Origin of the sequence: Nocardia colli, from assembly GCF_008704205.1 — a bacterium.
Taxonomy (GTDB): Bacteria; Actinomycetota; Actinomycetes; order Mycobacteriales; family Mycobacteriaceae; genus Nocardia; species Nocardia colli.
In genome coordinates this window covers 118,347-137,571 of sequence record NZ_VXLC01000008.1, presented here as the reverse complement: position 1 = coordinate 137,571, position 19,225 = coordinate 118,347, and the positions used below count along the sequence as shown (strand labels likewise).

At 67.6% G+C, this 19,225-nt stretch carries 17 protein-coding genes and 1 pseudogene; 9 read left to right on the top strand and 9 right to left on the bottom strand.

Annotation, left to right across the window (positions count from 1 at the left end):
- Positions 1 to 163: 163 nt before the first annotated feature.
- The 3 genes from F3087_RS19560 to F3087_RS19550 all read right to left on the bottom strand — a co-directional run bounded on the left by F3087_RS19560 (position 164) and on the right by F3087_RS19550 (position 4,411).
- Entirely contained in the window at positions 164 to 685 is a 522-nt protein-coding gene (locus tag F3087_RS19560; protein WP_150403440.1) for a L,D-transpeptidase, read from the bottom strand.
- Positions 686 to 856: 171 nt separating this feature from the next.
- Entirely contained in the window at positions 857 to 2,260 is a 1,404-nt protein-coding gene (locus F3087_RS19555; RefSeq protein WP_223885207.1) for an AIM24 family protein, read from the bottom strand.
- Between the two features lie 207 nt (positions 2,261 to 2,467).
- Positions 2,468 to 4,411 (bottom strand): primary-amine oxidase, encoded by a 1,944-nt coding sequence (locus F3087_RS19550; protein WP_150403439.1) that lies wholly within the window; start codon positions 4,409 to 4,411, stop codon positions 2,468 to 2,470.
- A gap of 251 nt (positions 4,412 to 4,662) precedes the next feature.
- Here F3087_RS19550 and F3087_RS19545 point away from each other — a divergent pair, with 251 nt between their 5' ends.
- The 3 genes and pseudogenes from F3087_RS19545 to F3087_RS47455 all read left to right on the top strand — a co-directional run.
- Positions 4,663 to 6,408, top strand: a complete 1,746-nt coding sequence (locus F3087_RS19545) for an N-acyl-D-amino-acid deacylase family protein (protein ID WP_150403438.1) — start codon at positions 4,663 to 4,665, stop codon at positions 6,406 to 6,408.
- A complete protein-coding gene (locus F3087_RS19540; RefSeq protein ID WP_150403437.1) occupies positions 6,405 to 7,013 on the top strand; it encodes a TetR/AcrR family transcriptional regulator in 609 nt (202 codons plus the stop codon). Before F3087_RS19545 ends, F3087_RS19540 begins: the two co-directional genes overlap by 4 nt.
- Positions 7,014 to 7,472 (top strand): annotated as a pseudogene (locus F3087_RS47455) (enoyl-CoA hydratase-related protein); the annotation flags it as partial. It abuts the gene before it with no gap.
- A 25-nt stretch (positions 7,473 to 7,497) separates the two neighbouring features.
- Here F3087_RS47455 and F3087_RS19530 read toward each other — a convergent pair.
- From F3087_RS19530 to F3087_RS19515, 4 genes are all read right to left on the bottom strand, one after another.
- Positions 7,498 to 8,271 (bottom strand): cyclase family protein, encoded by a 774-nt coding sequence (locus tag F3087_RS19530; protein ID WP_150403436.1) that lies wholly within the window; start codon positions 8,269 to 8,271, stop codon positions 7,498 to 7,500.
- A 47-nt stretch (positions 8,272 to 8,318) separates the two neighbouring features.
- Positions 8,319 to 9,266 (bottom strand): sensor histidine kinase, encoded by a 948-nt coding sequence (locus F3087_RS19525; protein WP_150403435.1) that lies wholly within the window; start codon positions 9,264 to 9,266, stop codon positions 8,319 to 8,321.
- Positions 9,263 to 9,517 carry an STAS domain-containing protein gene (locus F3087_RS19520; RefSeq protein ID WP_223885205.1) on the bottom strand — a complete coding sequence of 85 codons (255 nt, stop codon included), beginning with the start codon at positions 9,515 to 9,517 and terminating at the stop codon, positions 9,263 to 9,265. The genes F3087_RS19525 and F3087_RS19520 overlap by 4 nt, the downstream gene beginning before the upstream one ends.
- A 302-nt stretch (positions 9,518 to 9,819) precedes the next feature.
- The gene (locus tag F3087_RS19515) at positions 9,820 to 10,464 is read right to left on the bottom strand and encodes a TetR/AcrR family transcriptional regulator (protein ID WP_150403434.1); all 645 of its coding nucleotides are present in this window, start codon (positions 10,462 to 10,464) and stop codon (positions 9,820 to 9,822) included.
- Positions 10,465 to 10,770: 306 nt separating this feature from the next.
- Here F3087_RS19515 and F3087_RS19510 point away from each other — a divergent pair, with 306 nt between their 5' ends.
- Complete coding sequence (locus F3087_RS19510; RefSeq protein WP_150403433.1) at positions 10,771 to 11,193, top strand: hypothetical protein; 423 nt, start codon at positions 10,771 to 10,773, stop codon at positions 11,191 to 11,193.
- Positions 11,194 to 11,196: 3 nt separating this feature from the next.
- Here F3087_RS19510 and F3087_RS19505 read toward each other — a convergent pair whose 3' ends face one another.
- Positions 11,197 to 12,759: a flavin-containing monooxygenase gene (locus F3087_RS19505; RefSeq protein ID WP_150403432.1), complete on the bottom strand. Its 1,563-nt coding sequence runs from the start codon at positions 12,757 to 12,759 to the stop codon at positions 11,197 to 11,199.
- 47 nt (positions 12,760 to 12,806) lie between these two features.
- Positions 12,807 to 13,709 carry an SDR family NAD(P)-dependent oxidoreductase gene (locus F3087_RS19500; RefSeq protein ID WP_150403431.1) on the bottom strand — a complete coding sequence of 301 codons (903 nt, stop codon included), beginning with the start codon at positions 13,707 to 13,709 and terminating at the stop codon, positions 12,807 to 12,809.
- 108 nt (positions 13,710 to 13,817) lie between these two features.
- Here F3087_RS19500 and F3087_RS19495 point away from each other — a divergent pair, with 108 nt between their 5' ends.
- Genes F3087_RS19495 through F3087_RS19475 form a run of 5 tightly spaced genes read left to right on the top strand, consistent with a single transcriptional unit; the run spans position 13,818 to position 19,224 of the window.
- Positions 13,818 to 14,891 carry an alpha/beta hydrolase gene (locus F3087_RS19495; RefSeq protein WP_150403673.1) on the top strand — a complete coding sequence of 358 codons (1,074 nt, stop codon included), beginning with the start codon at positions 13,818 to 13,820 and terminating at the stop codon, positions 14,889 to 14,891.
- Positions 14,892 to 14,916: 25 nt separating this feature from the next.
- Positions 14,917 to 15,873, top strand: a complete 957-nt coding sequence (locus F3087_RS19490) for an SDR family NAD(P)-dependent oxidoreductase (protein ID WP_191094053.1) — start codon at positions 14,917 to 14,919, stop codon at positions 15,871 to 15,873.
- On the top strand, positions 15,870 to 16,757 hold the full coding sequence (locus F3087_RS19485; protein ID WP_191094052.1) for an SDR family NAD(P)-dependent oxidoreductase: 888 nt from the start codon (positions 15,870 to 15,872) through the stop codon (positions 16,755 to 16,757). Before F3087_RS19490 ends, F3087_RS19485 begins: the two co-directional genes overlap by 4 nt.
- The gene (locus F3087_RS19480; RefSeq protein ID WP_223885204.1) at positions 16,754 to 18,334 is read left to right on the top strand and encodes a flavin-containing monooxygenase; all 1,581 of its coding nucleotides are present in this window, start codon (positions 16,754 to 16,756) and stop codon (positions 18,332 to 18,334) included. The genes F3087_RS19485 and F3087_RS19480 overlap by 4 nt, the downstream gene beginning before the upstream one ends.
- Positions 18,331 to 19,224, top strand: coding sequence for a GntR family transcriptional regulator (locus F3087_RS19475; RefSeq protein WP_150403428.1), 894 nt, complete (start codon positions 18,331 to 18,333; stop codon positions 19,222 to 19,224). Before F3087_RS19480 ends, F3087_RS19475 begins: the two co-directional genes overlap by 4 nt.
- The last annotated feature ends 1 nt before the right edge of the window (position 19,225 follow it).

The following is a 19,225-nucleotide window of genomic DNA, read 5'->3' as shown; positions in this document are numbered from 1 at the left end:
GCTACCTCAGCAGCCCTGGCCGCAATTCTGGGGAGCCGGTCGCCTGCGCCGGAACCTTCCGGTTCGCTGACCGGATCGGTGCGCTCGGCGGGGGCTCAGGCAAACAAAAACGGGATGCCCGTGCAGGGCACCCCGTTTATGCGAAAAATGTGGAGTCAGACGTTCATTCCACGACTTCCACGATGTCGCCCGGCTCGAGATGGCGATACGTGGCCTCGGCGGCATCGGGGTTCATCCGAATGCAGCCGTGCGAGTTCGAATCCAGCGGACCGATGTGGGTGGCGATATCACCGTCGAAGAAGACGGCCCATTCCATCGGCGCGTTGTGCATTGTGCTCCAGAAATGTTCGCGCTTGAAGTCGACGTCGAAGACACCGACATGCGACTCGTATCCCGGCCGGCCGATTTCGATCGGCTTCGGACCATAGATGGTCTTGCCGTCCTCCATCAGCCACATTTCCTTGGTCGACAGCCGCATGCAGGCGCGCGTCTTCGCCGCGGTGCACGGTGCGTACACCGGTGCGGGCGGCGGCGGCTGAATGATCGCAGGCACGCCGGGAATGTCCGGTCCGCCCGGCCATAGCGGTTCGGCCTGTGCGGTTGCCGTCATTGCGAATCCGGCGGTCGCGACTCCGGCGAGTACCGCGACTCTTGCCGACCAATTTCTAAAACGCTTGCTGCTCATCAAATTTCAGGCCTCTCTTCGCCTTGCCGCCACGCTGCGTGCCGAAATGCCAGAGTGATAGGAGTACCTCGTCGCAAGAAACTGGAGGATCCGAGGTGATAGGGATCATCGCGGACCTTGCGCGCCGGGTCAATCGCGGCGCGCAGATGTTTCACAATCCGAACTGTTGCCTTAACCGAACAGACCGCCCAATGCGCCGCCACTCTGCCCGGCCTGCTGGCCGCCGCCGGTGCCGCCGATGAGTCCGCCGGGCGGCAACTCCGAGGGCTGCACGATGACGAAGCCGCGCCCAGAAAAGGCCAGCGTGAGACCCTCGCCGGTGCTGCGGCCGATGAGCCGGCCGAGGCCGAAGGAGTCGTTGCGCTTGATCCCGGTTTGCAGGCTCGACGACCACGCCACCGCCGCCTGCGGGTCGGCGTAGGTCGGCTGATCGACCTGCAACACCACCGGCGAGCCGTGCGTGGTGATGGCGATCCGGCCACGCCCGGTGAACACGCAGTTGAACAACCCGGCATTGCTGGCGACGCCGGCCGCGCCCTGCACCCGGGCGACCCGGTAGGACAGGCTGGTGTCGAAGGCGAGCACGTTGGAGCCGTTGATGGTGAGGCCGTCGCTGCCGTCGAGATCGATGATGTGCACGTCGGCGGCGCTGTCGGCGAGGAACAGGTCGCCGCGGCCGGAGACGTTCATCAGCGGCACGCCCTCGCCGGTGAGCCGCTGGGTGATCGCGCGGCCGATGCCGCCGGAGCCGAGCGCCTTGAACTGCATGTCGCCCTGGTAGGCGACCATCGAACCGGCCCGGGCCATGACCTCGCCGTTGACGGCGACCTTGATCATCTTGCCGCCCTGCTTCTGGATGCCGACGCCGTTGACTTCGGCGTGGCTGGGGTTGAACAGATCGCTCTGCATCGGCAGTGCTCCTTGCTGAGGTGATGGCGCGGGTGGTGAATAGGCGGGGGCCGGCTGATATGCCGGCGGGGGCGGCGGCGGGTAGTTCGGTGCGGCCGGTGGTGGGTAGTTCGGTGCCGAAACCGGAGGGGCAGCAGGCGGATTCGGCGGCGGTGCGGGCGCCGCGGGCTCGTCGTCGATGTTCACGCCGAACGCCGTGGCGATACCGGCCAGCCCGTTGTCGTAACCCTGCCCGACCGCGCGCACCTTCCAGGCGCCGCCGCGACGATAGATCTCCACGCACACCACGGCGGTTTCGGTGGTGAGCCCGTCCATCGGGAAAGTCAGTGCCCCCGAATCGGATCCGATCGTCGCGAGCAGCGTGCCCGCGGCGGCGAAGGTCGGCGGTCCGCTGCCGTCGAGGCTGGCGGTGACCACGACCTTGTCCACGTTCGCGGGTAGCGCGCTGGTCTGCACGTCGACCATGTCGCCACGGCCGCTGCCGTGCCGGTAGGTGACGCCGGGACCGACCGGCTGGTTGAAGAACACGAAGTCGGCGTCGGTCCGGACGCGGCCGTCCGCGCCGAGCAGCAGCGCGGAGACATCGACTCCGGCCGAGCAGGTGACGGTGACCGTCATCCGGTCGGCGGGTGCGGGCCGGTTCTCGCCGCGAGCGAGGGCGGTCACCGTTGACCTGCCCGGTTGTCGGCGATCGGGCCGTATGGCATGCGATTCACGCCGTCAAGTGTGTCCCGAGACGGGTCCGTGCGCTACCGAGTCGGGCGCACGCCACGCCGAATCGTTAGCTGACGGCGGCGGTTGCCCGGCGGATGCGGGCGCCGGCGACGAGAGGGCGAAGGTCGCCGCGACCACGGGCACCGGCAAATGAGCGGTTCAATCGTCGGGAGTTCCATGGCAGCAACCGGTCGATGCGTGGCCGGCGCCGGTGCGCGGGACATCCAGGGTGGGGTTGCGGTCGAAGAAGCCGGCCGGCTTCAGGACGAAGCCGGTGTAGTCGACCGGCATGATCGGCCAGTCCTCCGGGCGCGGAAAGTGGGTGAGGCCGAAGGTATGCCAGACGACCAGGTCTTCGTTGTCGAGTGATCGATCGCCGGCGACGTACTCCGGGAGGCCTGCGCCGCCAGGGTGCTGGTTCACGAAATCGCCTGCGGCGTAACGCTGTGCGGGATCGAAGTGGGTCACCCAGAGGGTTTTCGTGGCGAAGGCGGCTCGCTTGGCGATCGGTGATTCGTCGGCGGCGAGCAGCGCTTCCTTGCCTTCTGGATGCAGCACGTACGAGACGGGTAGGCCGAGTCGGTTGTGCACCTCTGGGTTACTGATGTGCCAGACGCGGCCGACGCGGTTGTCCGCGAGCCGCTGCGCCTCCGATTCGCGGGTCAGCGCGGTCCGTTGGCGGGTGAAAGCGTTGCCGTGCGGGTTGTCCGGGCCGATCGGTACGCGGGCGCTGTCCACTTCCTCGACGCGGTTGTGGTGCCCGTCGACCATCATGTCGAGTCGTGCGCTGAACAGGTGCTGGTGGTAGGGCGCGCCGAGGCCGGGCGCGACCTGCGTGGAGAACGGGTGATCGGGGCCGGGATACGCTGCGGTGAAGACGATTCCGGTCGCCTTGACCTCGAAGCCGATGGTGCCGTCTAGGTACAGGTACCAGAAGAAGCCGTAATCGTAATTGCCCACCGTGGTGAAGAACGAGATCACCAGGCGGCGTTGCCTGCGCACCTCGCGCGACCCGGTCCAGAGGTCGGTGTGCTTCCACAGCACGCCGAAGTCTTCCTCGTGCATACAGATCGCGTTGTGCAGCACGCGGGGATTGCCCGCCTCGTCGGCGATGACCGCGTCGAAATAGGTGATGTCACCGAGGCAATCGCAACCGAGCTCGAGCGCGTTGGCGTAGCGCCCGACGAGATACTCGCCGGTGTCGAAATAGTTCTGCCAGGAGCGGATCGGCGACGGATCGGCATAGGGCACAACCATTTCCGCGATGGACGCCCGATGGATGATCGGGCGTACCCGGCCGCCGTCCTGAAAACCGATCTGGTGCAGGACAAGTCCCTCGCGGGCATCGAAACCGACCCGCACCGACCACTTTTCCCACTCGACCAGGTTTCCGTGCACGGTGAAGCTCGGCCCCTGCGGCTGCGTGATCTCGATCGGCTTCTGCGTGGTGCGCGGCGGGCCGGTGACGGCCGGATCATCGAAGTTCCCGGACTCCTGCGGCACCGCGACCGGCCCCGTGTCGATCACCCGCAACACCTCGCGGGCCATGACGTCGACGAAAGCGACGAGACCATCGATCGGATGCGCCCACGGATGGTCCTTCGCGTGCTGTTGATGGAATGCCAGGCCGCGCAGGATCCGGCGGCCTGCTTCGCCCGCGTAGTCGAACACGCCTGCCGACAGCGGCGCGACCCGCACGTCCGCGACATCCAGCCCACGGGCCGCCAGCGCGGCCGACCATTCCGGATTGCCCGACAACACCGCCTCGACCAGCTCGAACTCCTCGTCGAGCACGGGCAGTTGACCGTCCACGACCGCATCCAGCGTGCGCTGGGACAGCACAGCCTTGCTACCGAGCGACACGATCACGTCGACGGCGTTCGGCCGATCGATATCGTGCAGCAGCACCCGGAACCGGCGATCCAACGTCCCGGACCACGGGTAGATCTCGTACTTGTCCGGCTCGTCCAATCCGACATACACGAAACGCGTCGTCGGCGCGATCAACCCGGCCGCGTCGACTACGGCGCGCACCTCGGTGATTTCCGCCTCGGTCGGCAGGGCGAGCGGATGATCGGCACGTCCCGGGATCAGTGTGGGCATGGGCCCCTCCCTCTCGATGTGTGGGAAACAAGGGCTGCGTCCACTCATTCTATTCAGCAACTATTCGGACAATTGAGTCGAATCACGCCATTGACCATTTCAAGTCCACTGATCGAACGAGGATGACCGATACCGATTGCCGCTCGGCAGGCCATTAGTAACGCGACAGCAAATCATTGCTCGCCGCCGTCCGCGGAGGGTTGTGAGAACTCATCCTTGACGGTTAGCAACCGATCGGTTGCAATGTGTGAGTGAGCTACGACACGATCATCAAGGCCGGCCGCTGGTTCGACGGCACCGGTTCGGCCTCCGCGACCCGTCACCTCGGACTGCGCGGCGATCGCGTCGTCGCGGTATCGGCGCAGCCGCTCGACGAGACGGACTGCCCGAACGTCATCGACGCCGCGGGCAAGTGGGTGGTCCCCGGCATGGTGGACATCCACACGCACTACGACATCGAGGTGCTGAAGACGCCCGCGCTCGCCGAGTCGGTGCGCCACGGCATCACCACGGTGCTGCTCGGCTCGTGCTCGCTCTCGACCGTGCACGTCGGGCCGACCGACGCGGGCGACCTGTTCGGCCGGGTCGAGGCGATCCCGCGCAAGCACGTCATCGATACCATCGAGGAGACCAAGACCTGGCGGTCGGCGCGCGAATACATCACGGCGCTCGAGGAACTGCCGCTCGGCCCGAATATCGCCGCGATGCTCGGTCATTCGGACATCCGGACCGCACAGATGGGGCTCGATCGCGCCACCCGCAAGGAGGTCCGGCCCACCGCGGCCGAGCAGGCGGCGATGGAAACGGCACTGACCGAGGCGCTCGACGCCGGCTTCGTCGGAATGTCGCAGCAGCAGTTGCTTTTCGACAAGATCGACGGCGACACCTGCCGCTCGCGCACCCTGCCGTCGACCTATGCCAAGGCGCGGGAACGGCGGCGGCTCAACGCGATTCTGCGCCGGCGACGCCGGGTGTTGCAGGCCGGTCCGGACATCGCCTCGGTGCGCAGCATCGCCGCGATGACGCTGAGCAGCCTGGGCATCTTCCGCAAACGCTTGAAGACCACGTTGCTCTCGGCCGCCGACATCAAGGCCAACCCGGCGCTGGTCTACATCATGGGCCCGATCGCCCGCGCATTGAACGCGCTCGGCGGCGACTTCCGCTGGCAGCACCTGCCGGTGCCGTTCGAGGTGTACGCCGACGGCATCGACCTGGTGATCTTCGAGGAGTTCGGCTCCGGCGCCGCGGCGCTGCACCTCGCCGATCAGGTCGAGCGCGACGCCCTGATGCAGGACGAGGCGTACCGGCGGCAGTTCCGCAAGGACTACGACACCAAGTTCGGGCTGCGGGTCTGGCACCGCGACTTCTTCGACGCCGAAATCGTTGCCTGCCCGGATGATTCGGTGATCGGCAAGACGTTCGGACAGGTCGGCCTCGATCGCGGCGGCGTGCATCCGGTGGACGCGTTCCTCGATCTGGTGGTCGCGCACGGCACCAAACTGCGCTGGCGCACCACGATTTCCAATCACCGGCCCAAGTTCCTGACCAAACTGGGCGCGGATCCCGGTGTACAGCTGGGCTTTTCGGACGCGGGCGCGCACCTGCGGAACATGGCGTTCTACAACTTCGGGCTGCGCTTCCTGCGCCGCGCGCACGACGCCGAGCAGTCCGGGCAGCCGTTCATCTCGCTGGAGCGCGCGGTGCACCGGCTCACCGGCGAGCTCGCCGACTGGTACGGCATCGACGCCGGGCACCTGCGCGAGGGTGATCGCGCGGACCTGGTGATCATCGATCCGGCGCACCTGGACGCCTCGCTGGACGCCTACGCCGAGAGCACCGTCGCGCAGTATGACAACCTGTCTCGCATGGTGAATCGCAATGACGGGGCGGTCTCGGCCGTCTTCATCGGCGGCAGGTACGTCTTCGGCGACGGCACGCCCGCGCCGATCCTCGGCACCGACCGCACCGGGCGTTTCCTCCGGTCCCAGGTGCGGTGACCGCGCCACCGCGCCGAACCCAAGCCCAGCGCCGCGCCGCCACCATCGGCAAGCTCGTCGAGGCCACCATCGAGGCCATCTCCGAGGTCGGCTATCACAATGCCTCGCTCGGCGAGATCAGCCGCCGGGCCGGGGTATCCAAGGGGGGCATCTTCCGGCACTTCGACTCGCGCACCGATCTGGTGGTGGCCGCCGCCGAAGAGGTCGGCCGCAGGCACATGCTCGCGTTCGAGAATATTCGCGCCCGCGACAACACCGATGAGCCGCTGAACATGACCCATATCCTGCATCGGGCCCGCAATCAGATCCGGCAGGAGACCAACACGGTCTGGTTCGAGCTGCTGGTCGCCGCGCGCACCGAGCCGGAACTGCGGGCCAGGCTCGCCCCGGTGGCGACCGCGCTGCTCGACGACGTCGAGCGGGTCGCGGTGGCGGCACTGACCCCAGCTCTCCCGGTCGAGGTGGCCCGACTGCTGGCCACCTCGGTGGTGCACATGTTCGACGGCGAGGCGATCTTCCGTTCCACCTATCCGAGGCCCGAACTGGAGGATGCGCGGATCGAGTACGCGGCCGGCCTGCTCGAACGGCTGATGGCGGAGAGCTGAATCGGCATCGAGCTGCTGCTGGCCGCCGACGTCCGGATCGCCGCCGAGGGCACCCGGTTCAGTCAGCTGGAGGTCCGGCGCGGCATCTATCCGTTCGGCGGCGCGACCCTGCGGTTCTGGCGGGAAGCGGGCTGGGGCAACGCGATGCGCTGGGTCCTCACCGGCGCCGAGTTCGACGCCGCCGAGGCTCACCGCATCGGCCTGATCCAGCAGATCACCCCGGATGCCGCGACGGCGCTCGCCGCGGCACGCGCCCTGGCCACCGAAATCGCCTAGGACTCAGCGCCATTGGGTGTGCGCACCATCCTCGCCTCCGCGCACCGCGCCCGCGACGAAGGCAACGCCGCCGCGGCCGAACATCTCGTGGGCGACGTCACCAAGCTCTTCGCGACGGCCGACGGCGCGGAGGGCATTCAGTCGTTCCTCGAGCGGCGGAAGACGAACTTCACCGGTAAGTGACAGCGCCGGAAGGCTTTTCGAGCGGTCAGTCCTCGATGATCGCCACCGCCCTGGTCCACCCCGCGGACGCGGCGTGGATCTTGTGCGGGAAGCAGGAGATCCGGAATCCGGTGGCGGGCAACGCTTCCAGGTTGTGCAGCTTCTCCAGGTGGCAGTAGCCGATATCGCGCCCCGCCTTATGTCCTTCCCAGATGATCGAGCCGTCCCCGGTCTCGGCGAACCGGCGCGCGGTGTAACCGAACGGCGCGTCCCAGCTCCACGCGTCGGTGCCGGTGACTCGAATGCCTTGCCGGAGTAGGTGCAATGTCGCGTCCCGGCCCATGCCGCAGCCGCGGGTGAGGTAGTCGTCCTCGCCGTAGCGGGTGCCCGCGCTGGTGTTGATGATGACGATCTCCAGCGGGCTGAGCGTGTGCCCGATCCGGGCCAGTTCGGCATCGACATCGTCGGGGGTCGCCACGTATCCGTCGGGCAGGGCGCGGAAGTCCAGCTTCACGCCGGGCTGGAAACACCACTCCAGCGGCACCTCGTCGATGGTGATCGCGCGCTGCCCGTTGTCCATGGTGGAGGCGTAGTGGTACGGCGCGTCCAGGTGGGTGCCGCAGTGGGTGGTCAGCCGGATCCATTCCAGGGCCCAGCCTTCGCCGTCGGGCAGGACTTCGGGTCCGGCGCCGGGGAACATGGCGAGCATGTCGGCCACGGTGTCGTTGTGGTCCAGGTATTCGATCTCCGGGCGCAGGCCCGGCGGGTCGGAGGTGATGCCGGATCGCAGCGGGACGGAGATATCTACGAACGTGGTCATGATGTTTCGTAGCACGACCGTCGCGTGCCACGCCCGGCTTCGGCCACTCAGGCCAGGCGCAGATCCATCTGGATGGTGGTGCCGTGCACGCCGGTGTGGATGCGGACCAGGTCGGAGAGGTGGTTCACCAAAAGCAGTCCGCGGCCGCCGAATTGGAACGGCTGCGGGGGGAGCCGGCCCGCGAGGGGATTGGTGATGTGGCCGGCATCGCGGACCTGCGCGCGCAGTTGCCTGCCTTCGAGCCAGAGCGCCAGCGAGCCGCGGCCGCCGCCGTGCACCACCGAATTGGTGATGGTTTCCGCGATGACCAGTTCCAGATCGATGACGCGGTCGTCGAGCATGCCCGCCCGCTTGCCGAACTCGCCCGCGCGGTGCCTGGCCTCGGTGAGCGTGCCGGCATCGAAGGCGAGCACCTGCGCGATCGCCGGCGGCGGCGCCAGGGGCTTGTTGTAGGAGGCGAAGATGCGGTCGGGATCGTACGCGCCGCTCGGGCGTTCGCCGTCGCTGTCGATCAGCGTCGGATGGGTCGTGTGCGCGTCTACCAGGACGGTCGGGTCGAGGCGTTCGGTGTCGTACGGGCACAGGATGGTGACCTCGCGACCGGTGAACGCGGCATTGATCAGCGCCTCGTGCTGGACGCACGCCGGATACTCCGTCGCGGAACGCCCGGCCCAGATCGGTTCGCCGATGATCCGCACCCGGCCGGTCGGGTGGGTGTCGGCGAACGCGCGCAGCACACCCGGAATGATGCGACCGGGATTGCGGCCTTCGACGGTCATGTCCATCAGCCGGACCGCGTCGGCGTCGGCGCCGAGCTCGGCGCGGATCAGCTCCAGGTTCGGTCCGGGGACCGAGACCGCGACCGGTTCGTCGTTGGCCAAGCCCTTGCGGATGAACCCGACAGTGCCCGCCAGGTACTCCTCGGTGTTGCTGTAGAACAGCGCCGGGTGCGAGAAGGGATCGGCGGCGGGTGGTCCGGCGGTGGTGACGGTCATGCGCGGTCTACCTCGATTGTCGGGAGCGACGGCCAGAACAGCTCCAGGATGCGGACCAGCGTCACGGGCGGGTTGTGCAGCACGACCCGGCGCCCCTTCGCCGCCTGATTCGTGGCTTCTACCAGTATCAGGGTGCCGTGCGTGTCGATGAATGTGAGCTCGGACAACTCCAAATGGATGTCCGGAGCCACGGGTAGTTCGGCGAGTGCGGTTTCCCACGCGTCATGCGTGGCGAGGTCGACCTGACCCACGCAGCGCAGACCCGGCGGTCTACTGGTCGAAAACGTATGCAACCTGGTCGAATCCGGCGCTATGACGGGAACCCGATCGGCGGGTCTCGCTGGCTCGGCCTGCACCCTCGCACCACCCCTTCTGCCTATTCGCGGCAGGGAAATTACCTCTCGAACATACGCCCTCGCGGTGGCGCATCGATCGAGCGGCTACCCGAGTGTCCGCAGACTGCGCAGATAGTCGTCCGCGCTGCCGCTCAGGTGAAGCGCCAGGCCCGGGCCGACCCATCAGTTCCAGGCGGACGCAGTCGGCGGTCTGGAGATCAGGATCGGGGGAGGATCGACGGATCGGTGCTGTAGGCCCGCAGTCGTCCGAGCATGGCTGCCCGCGCTTGAGCGAAGGTGGCGTCGTGCTCGAGCAGGCGGGCGCGGCTGACGGCGGCGTAGCCGAGGGCGTCGAGTTCGAAGGCGAGGACGCCGGGGTCGGTGTCCGGGCGCAGCTGGCCGGTGTCGAGCGCGGTGCGAATGATGGAGTGCACGAACGCATCCCACTCGGTGGCCAGAGCGACGAGCCGGTCGTGCACCGCGCCGGGCTGGTCGTCGAACTCGTGCTGGATGGCCACGAAGAAGCAGCCGCCGGGCAGCACCAGGTCGGTATAGAACGCCAGGCGCGATTCGTGCAGCGCCCACAGCTGGGGCACGCCGGCCGGGGCCGCGAGCGCGGGCGCGACCACCCGCTCGGCCCACTGCGCGCGGGCGCGGTCGATGGCCGCCAGTTGCAGCTCTTCCTTGTCCCGCCAGAGCGAGAACAGCCCGGACTTGCTCACCCCTGCCTCGGCGGCGACCTGACCCATGCTCAGCGCGCCGAGTCCCGCGACGGAGGCCATCGAGACCACCGCGTCGAGGACCGCCGTTCTGGACCGGTCGCCGCGTGCTCGGCGCCCGTCGGCGGGGTGCCTGTTCGTCATGTGGATCATCCTATCGCAATAAGTCCGACCGATCGGTCGCAATAGCGGACGGAGGGCAAAACGGTGTGCTGGCCGCGCGATTCATCGGGAAGAGTACGTCCACCGACGGATGACGAAATGGGGGATTCCCCTGAGGCGGAGACAGATTCGTTTCGGATATTTTCAACGTATAGCGCTGGCGAACTGAAAACCACTGCAAGCCAATGCATTAGAAACCCGCCTGTGACCGGAAAAACTTCCGGCGGGAAGGGTTTTCGCAATTTTCGAACGCGATGTGCGCGTTCCCGGTGGACAAGAGGTCGATGGATGAACAGTGTGCTTTCCGGTGGGGCCAGACGGGTCCTGGTACGGACCGTGGTCGCCGCGACTCTGGCCTTGGCGCCCGCCGCGGTCATCATTCCGGCGGCGTCCGCCATCCCGTGCCACACGCCGTCCGAGGTCGGCTGCACAAACCCGGACGGCACGCTCGCCACCGGTCCGCACCATCGCCCCGGCCATGATCGTCCCGGCGATGATCGCTACGGGGCGGACGGCTACGACGTCTTCGGTTACGACCGATTCGGCTACAACCGCTTCGGCTACAACCGGTGGGGTTACGACAGATCCGGCTACGACCGGGACGGCTACACCGCCGAGGGCTGTGCTCGCAACGGCGCGGACCGTCCCGACGCCGACCACGACCGCTGCGAATGGCGGCGGTCGCGCCCGTCCACCGGCAGCGCTTCCTGACGCTCAGGAGACGGCGACCGCCTCCGGCAGCGCAGCGGCGACCGGGCGCGGCAGGCGCGTGCTGAAGGTGTAATCGCGGAACGGGAAGTGCCGGTTGCCCCACCACTGGTTCATTCCGGTGGTGGGCCGGATGGCCAGCTGGCCTTGGTAATTGACGTAGTAGGTGTTGGAGCCGGCGCAGGGTTCGGTGACCCACATCGATCCCTCGGTGCGGCGCAGGCAGAATTCGGCGAAATCGTCGTAGGCCTGTTTGGTGACGTCGACCTTGGTCGCGTTTCGCTTCCGGGCTTCGACGATGGCCCGGCGCGCGTGGGCCGCGTTGTTCTCGATGGTGACCAGGATCGAGCTGGGGATGATCGTGTTCGGCCCGCAGCCGACCAGGAACAGGTTGGGCCAGTTGGCCACGCTGACTCCCTGGTAGGCGTGGTAGTTGTGCTCGTGCCAGTAGTCGCCGAGTTCTTCGCCGGATTCGCCGTAAACGCTGAAAACAGGGGAGAACCCGCGCTCGCACACCCGGAAACCGGTGGCGCACACCAGCACATCGATCTCGTGCTCGACGCCGTCGGCGGTGATCACCCCGGATTCGGTGATCCGTTCGATCTTCTCGGTGATCAGCGCGACGCGGTCCTTCTGCTTGAAAGTCTTGAAGTAGTCGTTGGACATCGACGGCCGCTTGCAGCCCGGCGCATAGGTGGGCGTGAGCTTTTCGGCCAGTTCCGGATCGCGCAGCCAGGCCCGGTACAGCGCCCCGCCCGCGCGGGTGAGGTAGGGCATGAACTGCGGCATCCGGCGCATCGACAGCAGGCCGCCGACCAGCCCGACATCGATGCCGGCGGCGATGCCCGCCCGGATCGCCTTGCGCACCGGGGTGACCCGGCCGAGGAACCGGTCGAGCCCCCAGTCGATGCGGAAGTCGGGCTTGGGCGCCAACCAGATCGGGGTGCGCTGGAACACGGTGAGATGGCCGGCGATCTTCGCCAGCTCCGGAATCAGTTGCAGCGCCGTCGCGCCCGTGCCGATGACCGCTATGCGCTTGCCCGCGTAGTCGTAGTCGTGGTCCCAGCGGGCGGTGTGCACCGATTTACCCGCGAAGGTCTGCACGCCGGGGATGTCCGGCAGTTTCGGCTCTTCGAGAATTCCCAGCGCGCCGACGACGAATCGGGCGGTCAGCTCCTCACCGTTGTCGAGCGTGCCGCGCCACAGATGAGCTTCCTCGTCCCACCTGGCCGCGGTGACCCGGGTGTTCAGTCGGATCTTCGGGCGCAGGCCATAGGCGTCGACAACGCCCTCGATGTACTGCTTGATCTCGTGACCCGGCGGAAAGAACCGGCTCGACGTGGTGAACGGCATGCGGGACAGACTGTAGAAGATCGCCGGAATATCCACGGCCAGACCGGGATAGGTGTTGATGTGCCAGGTGCCGCCGATGCCGTCGTGCTTCTCGATCAGCAGGAAATCGTGAATTCCGGCCCGGCGCAGTTCGATCGCGGTGGCGACGCCGCCGAAACCGGCCCCGATGATGAGCACCTCGTGGTCCGGGGTCGGTTCGCCAGAGCTGTTCGGCATATCGATCTACTTCCTCGAAACAGGGGATGGGACAGTCGAACTCGTTGCTAGTCGCGAGCTGCGACAGCGCGGGCGGCCGCGGCGTCGAGGCGACGCAGGATCGCGTCGGGGACGAATCGCTCGGCCGTGCCCAGCAGTCCTTCGATGTCCATGAACCGGGCGGCGAGGCGCGCGCCCGCGGGGGAAACCCGGCCCGCCGCGCAGGCGACCCGCGCCTCGAACGGGGTCGGCGCGATCGCGGGATTGCGACCGGCGATGCGAACGATATTGCGCGCCACCGTCTCCGGGCTGCGCGCCACCAGACCGGCGGCCAGCACCGAGATGTTCCGGCCGCGGACGCCCTGCTCTTCGTCGAGACCGACGATCTGCGCGTTCGGATAGAACCCGGTGTTGATGAACGCGGGCAGCACCGCCGTGACGCCGACGCCGGTGCCGGCGAACTCCAAGCGCAAGCATTCGGTGAGCATCTGCGCGGCCGCCTTGCTCGTGCAGTACGCGGTGCTGAGCGGAATCGGCAGCACCGCCGCCGGTGAGGTCACGTTCAGTATCCGCCCGCCGTGGCCCGCGTCGAGCATCTGCCGCCCGAACAGGCGGCTGCCGTGCACCACGCCCCAGAAGTTCACGCCCATGATCCGGTCCCAGTCCTCGACGCTGTGCCCGAGGAACGGACCGGCCGTGGTGTAGCCGGCATTGTTGACCAGCACGGACGGGTCGCCGTGCGCTTCATGTACTTCGGCGGCGAAGGCGGTCATGGCCGAATCGTCTGAGACGTCGACCGCGTACGGGTAGGCGTGTCGGCCGATCGCCTCCGCGGTGGCGTGTGCGGTGTCCTTGTTGACATCGCTGACGACCACTCGCGCACCGGCTTTCGCGAATCGAATGGCGGTCTCCCGGCCGATTCCGCTGCCCGCGCCGGTCACGATCACCAGTTTGTCGTTGAACTCGGTCATCTCTACCTCAGTTCCGCTGAGCACTCCCTCGTGCTACTGTCCCAGACAACCTACACTGTGTTACACAGTGTAGACAACGGCAATGCCGCCGGGAAGAAGGAGACGCACATGCCGACCACGCCACGCACACTGGCCCGGCCCCCTGCTTCGACTGTGACGATCGAACTGCCGCGCCGCGCGAGCCTCGCGCTGCGTATCGCGCATCCCCTGTCCTACGCGACCTTGCGGATGGGGATGAACGCCATCGTGGCCCTCGCGAGCCGCGGGATTCCGTTCCGCGACGCGCGCAACTTCCACGTCAGCAACCTGCTCGACCCGCTGGCCGCGCCGCTGCTCCCGCCGCGCGGAACACGCACCCGGTCAACGCTTTTCGAGCGGTTCCGGGCGGAGTGGGTATGGCATCGCGACACCCCGAATCCGACGGAGGTCAAGGACAGCGCGATCCTCTACTTCCACGGCGGCGGGCTGGTCGCGTGCGGGCTGAACTCGCATCGTCGCCTGGTCGCGCGGATCGGCCGGGCCAGCGGCATGCCGGTATTCAACGTCGACTATCGGCAACTGCCGAAAGGGCGCCTCGCCGACACCATCCAGGACTGCGTCGAGTCCTACGAATGGCTACTCGCGCAAGGCTTTCCACCCGAACGCGTCATCTTCGCGGGCGATTCGGCCGGTGGCGGACTGACGTTCGGTCTGGCGCTGGCCGCCCGCGAGCGCGGCTTGCCCATGCCCGCCGCGATCGTGGCGATCGCGCCGTGGGCCGATTACGACCGGTCCCGCCGGGACGCGCATCCCAACGATCGGCTCGATCCGATGCTCAGCTCGGCCGCACTGGCCCTTCCGGCCCGGCTGGGCATGTGGGTGGACGGTGCGCTCGACCCGCAGCTGAGCCCGGTGAACCACCATTTCACCGGCCTGCCACCGGTATTCATCCAGGTCGGCTCCACCGAGGTGCTGCTGCCGGATGCCGAGGCGCTCGCCGAGCGCTGCGCCGAGGCCGGCGTGCCCTGCACGATGCAGATATGGGACAAGGCAATTCACGTCTTCCACGCCGCCGCCGACCTGTTGCCGGATGCCAGGCAGGCGATCGGCGAGATCGGCGCGTTCAACCAGCGCACCATCCACGGTGCGGTGCAGCGTGTTCCGGCCCGGCGCCGGTTCGCCCGCCGCACCCGGGCCGCCTGACCCTTCCGTCGAATCGAGGACGAACATGAAACCCTTCCATCCCGGCATCGCGGTGGTCACCGGCGCGGGCAGCGGCATCGGCCGCGGCACCGCCAAAGCGCTCGCGGCGGTCGGCGCGGAAGTCGTTGTCGCCGATATCAATCTCGATACCGCGCAGGACGCGGCCGAGGAGATCCGCCGGCTCGGCGGCCTGGCGGCGGCGTATCGGCTCGACGTCGCCGACACCGCCGCGCTGGAGGAATTCGGCAAGCAGGTCCGCAGCGATTACGGCGTGCCCGACGTGGTGGTCAACAACGCGGGCATCCTGGTCGGCGGGCCGTTCCTGGACGTGCCGCCGGCGGACCTGCGCCGCATCATCGACATCAATCTGATGGCGATGATCCACGGCTGCCGCATCTTCGGCGCGCAGATGGTGGAGCGCGGCCGCGGCGGGCATCTGGTCAACGTCGCGTCCATGGCGGCGTTCGCCGCCGCCCCGTATACCGCGCCCTACAGCATCAGCAAGTACGCGGTGAAGCACTTCAGCGAATGCCTGCGGGCCGAGCTGGCATCGCACCGGATCGGGGTCACCGCGGTCTGTCCCGGCCTGATCGCCACCAATCTCTCGGCCACCGCGCGCATGTCGGCCGTGCTGGACGAGCAGCAGTCCTCGACCACGCGCAAGACGATGCTCAAAGGCCAAGCGCTGCTGGGCATGCATCCGGACAAGGCGGGCCGCATCATCGTGCGGGCCATTCGCCGCAATGTGGCGGTCGAGCCCATTCGACTCGAGGCCCGGATCTCGTACCCGCTCGCGCGCTGGTTCCCCGGCCCGGTGCGCGCGATGATGACCGCGGTGGCCAAGCCCGATATCCACACCGCCATAGGGGAATACGGATTCCTCGATCGCGTCGATCGCCTCGCGGATCGGGTGCCGTTCCGCACCGGCAAGGGGGTCGACAACCCGGACAACCCCGTGACCCAGATCGAGGCGGCGCGGTGAACCTCGAGCCAGGGGTCGCCGTCGTGACGGGTGCGGGCAGCGGCATCGGTCGCGGGACCGCGAAAGCGCTTGCCGCACAGGGTGCGACGGTAATCGTCGCCGACCTCGATCGTGCGGGCGCCGACGAGACCGTGTCCATCATCGAGTCGAGTGGTGGAAAGGCCGTCGCCTATCGCCTGGATGTGGCCGACACCGTGGCGTTGACCGCGTTCGCCGAGCAGATCCGCGCCGAGCACGGCGTGCCGGACGTGGTGGTGAACAATGCGGGCATCCTCGTCGGCGGTCCGTTCCTGGACATCCCGCTCGACGACCTGCACCGGATCATCGACATCAACCTGATGGCAATGATCCACGGCTGCCGCATCTTCGGCGCGCAGATGGTCGAACGCGGCCGCGGCGGGCACCTGGTCAACATCGCGTCCATGGGCGCCTTCGCGCCCTACCGGCTCGGCACGCCGTACTGCGTCTCCAAATACGCCGTCAAACACTTCAGCGACTGCCTCCGCGCCGAACTCGCGCAGCACAGGATCGGGGTCACCGCGGTCTGTCCCGGCCTGATCGCCACCCATCTCGCCGACACCGCATCGATGGCGACGCTCACCGACGGCGAGGCCGACACCACCAAGGAGGTCGTCGCCCGGGCCATGGCCCTGATCGCCATGGATCCGGACAAGGCCGGTCGCCACATCGCCACCGCGATCCGAAAGAACCAGGCGATCAAGCCCATTCGGCTCGAGGCCTGGCTGTCCTACTACCTGTCCCGCCTGTCGCCGACCGCCCACCGCGCGGTGATGCGGGTGGCGACCGGACCCGAACTCGAACGCGTCGGGCGCACCCTGCTCGCATCCGTACCCACCCAGCTACGAGAAAGACAACGACCGTGAACTTTTCGACTCCGCTGCCGGACGAGGTCAGCACCCCCGATCACCAGGTCGCCGTAATCGGCGCGGGGCCGGGCGGACTCGCGGCCGGCGTGAAACTGAAGCAGGCCGGCGTCCGCGATTTCGTCATCATCGAACGCGCCGACGAGGTCGGCGGCAGCTGGCAGGAAAACACCTATCCCGGTCTGGGCGTGGACATTCCGGCCATCGCCTACCAGTACTCGTTCGCCCGCAACTCCGACTGGAGCCGGGTGTTTCCCTACGGTGCGGAGGTGAAGCGGTACCACATGGGCGTGGCCCGCAAGTTCGGCCTCTACCCGCACCTGCGGTTCAACACGAACGTCCTGCGCGAAGAGTGGGACGACACCGGCAACTACTGGAAGCTGCACACCGCCGACGGGACGATCATCACCACCCGGTTCCTGATCAGCGCGGTCGGCGCCTTCGTCCGGCCCAAGGAAGATCCGGGCATCGCGGGCTGGAAGTCGTTCAAGGGCAAGATCCAGCGCCCGTCCAGCTGGGACCACGACTACGACCACACCGGCAAGAAGGTCGGCATCATCGGCACGGGCGCCAGTGCGGTGCAGATCATTCCGTCGATCGCGCCCGAGGTCGCCGAACTCGGTGTCTTCCAGCGGACTCCGGTGTGGTCGCTGCCCAAGCCCGACTTCGCCATGCCGCCTGCGGGCAAGCGCGTGCTGGGCGTGCCCGGGTTGCAGGCGGTCGTGCACGGCGGTGTGCTGGTGGTCGCCGACCTAGTGCTGCGGGCCGCCGTCGCGGCGCCGATGCGCGTGGTGCGCCCGACCGTGACCGCGTTCGACCGGTGGACCATCGCCGCCTACCGCCGCTACCTGAACCGGATCATCGACGACCCGGCCACTCAGGAGCAGCTCGCGCCGAACTTCGGTGTCGTCGCCAAACGCCCGACCATGTCCAACGGCTACCTCAAGGCGTTCAACCGCGACAACGTCACCCTGACCACCGACCCGATCGAGAAGATCACCGCGCGCGGCATCAAGACCCGTGACGGCGTCGAGCACAGGTTCGACATGATCGTGCTCGCCACGGGTTACGAGGTGTTCTCCGATCCGGAGACCTACCGGCCGGGAACCATCGTGGGGCGCAACGGATTCGACCTCGGCAAGTTCTACACCGAGCACGGCATGCAGGCCTACCAGAGCGTTTCGGTGCCGGGCCTGCCGAACCGGTGGACCCTGGTCGGACCGTACTCGTGGACCGGTAGCGGCTGGCACGCCTTCGTCGAGATGACGGCCGACCACGCCGTGCGGGCGATCAAGGAGGGCCTGCGCCGCAACGCGGTCGTCGTGGAGGTACGGCAGGAGGCGCACGACGCCTACCACGCGCGCACCCTCCAGCGGGCCGCGGCGGTGCGGTTCTACTTCAACGAGCTCAACGCGCACGTGCCGACCTACTACCGGAACTCCCAGGGCGACAGCACCTATCTGCGTCCGTCCGGCTTCTTCGAGGCCCGGCGCGGCAACCGCAAGTTCCCGCTGGACGACTATCGCTACGAGAAGCAGCAGGTGTCCGCCGACCGTCGACTCGTATCGGGAGCATGAGCGATCCGACGGTGATCACGACGCGGCCGGCCGGCGGTGCGACGACATCGCCCGCCGGCCCGTCCGTCGACGCCCAGGTGGCGCAGCCCAGACCGGAGTCCTGGAAGAATCCCGGCGTGGCAACACCAACGATCGTCGACGACATCACCGAGCAGCTCGCCTACCGCGTCGCGGCGGGCAGCTACCAGCCCGGTGAGCTGCTGCCGTCGGTGCGTCAGGTGGCCGCCGAGTTCGGCGTCAGCACGCCGACCGCCAACAGCGCCCTCGGCCGGCTGGCCGCGCTCGGCTTCGTCGAGGCGCGCCGCGGCCTCGGCTATCTGGTGCGCGACATCCAGCTCTACGGCGGCATCGACACCTGGCGTTTCATGTTCCGCTTCGCCCATCGGGTGCCGGATCGCGCCGCCCGGATCTTCGCCGACATCATCGACGTCGACCACATGCTGGTCATGCAGGCCCTGCACGCGATAGCCGCCGATCCCCGCCGCTACGACATGTCGCGCGCGGTGCACGCCCTCGGCCGCCTCGAATTGCTGGTCGGGGATGAGAAATCCGAACTGGCCGACATCATGGCCGCCGAGCTGCACATGCTGCGCTGCGTCTTCGCCGCGCTCGGCAAGCCGGGTTATCTGAGCCTGTTCAACACCGTCGGCGAGATGCTGATTTCCATTCCCGAAGCAGGCCAAGCCTTTTACGATCCGGTGGAACCCGCCGGTCACGTGGTCCTGTGCCGGCAGCTCCTGGAACTATGGGAGTCGAAAACCGAGATCGAACTCCCCGAATCCGACATGATCGAGATCCTGATCCGCGAATACCACGATCAAGTCGTGCAGACGTTCAGCGAGCTCATCGGCGCGAAGCCCGCCGACCCGGGGGCGCCGGACGAGCCCTGAG

Excerpts from the sequence above, each read along its gene's own strand:
- F3087_RS19515 (WP_150403434.1), bottom strand. The coding sequence starts at position 10,464 with ATGACGAACAGGCACCCCGCCGACGGGCGCCGAGCACGCGGCGACCGG.
- F3087_RS19490 (WP_191094053.1), top strand. The coding sequence starts at position 14,917 with ATGAAACCCTTCCATCCCGGCATCGCGGTGGTCACCGGCGCGGGCAGC.
- F3087_RS19560 (WP_150403440.1), bottom strand. The coding sequence starts at position 685 with ATGAGCAGCAAGCGTTTTAGAAATTGGTCGGCAAGAGTCGCGGTACTC.
- F3087_RS19475 (WP_150403428.1), top strand. The coding sequence starts at position 18,331 with ATGAGCGATCCGACGGTGATCACGACGCGGCCGGCCGGCGGTGCGACG.
- F3087_RS19510 (WP_150403433.1), top strand. The coding sequence starts at position 10,771 with ATGAACAGTGTGCTTTCCGGTGGGGCCAGACGGGTCCTGGTACGGACC.
- F3087_RS19495 (WP_150403673.1), top strand. The coding sequence starts at position 13,818 with ATGCCGACCACGCCACGCACACTGGCCCGGCCCCCTGCTTCGACTGTG.
- F3087_RS19530 (WP_150403436.1), bottom strand. The coding sequence starts at position 8,271 with ATGACCACGTTCGTAGATATCTCCGTCCCGCTGCGATCCGGCATCACC.
- F3087_RS19550 (WP_150403439.1), bottom strand. The coding sequence starts at position 4,411 with ATGCCCACACTGATCCCGGGACGTGCCGATCATCCGCTCGCCCTGCCG.
- F3087_RS19500 (WP_150403431.1), bottom strand. The coding sequence starts at position 13,709 with ATGACCGAGTTCAACGACAAACTGGTGATCGTGACCGGCGCGGGCAGC.
- F3087_RS19525 (WP_150403435.1), bottom strand. The coding sequence starts at position 9,266 with ATGACCGTCACCACCGCCGGACCACCCGCCGCCGATCCCTTCTCGCAC.
- F3087_RS19505 (WP_150403432.1), bottom strand. The coding sequence starts at position 12,759 with ATGCCGAACAGCTCTGGCGAACCGACCCCGGACCACGAGGTGCTCATC.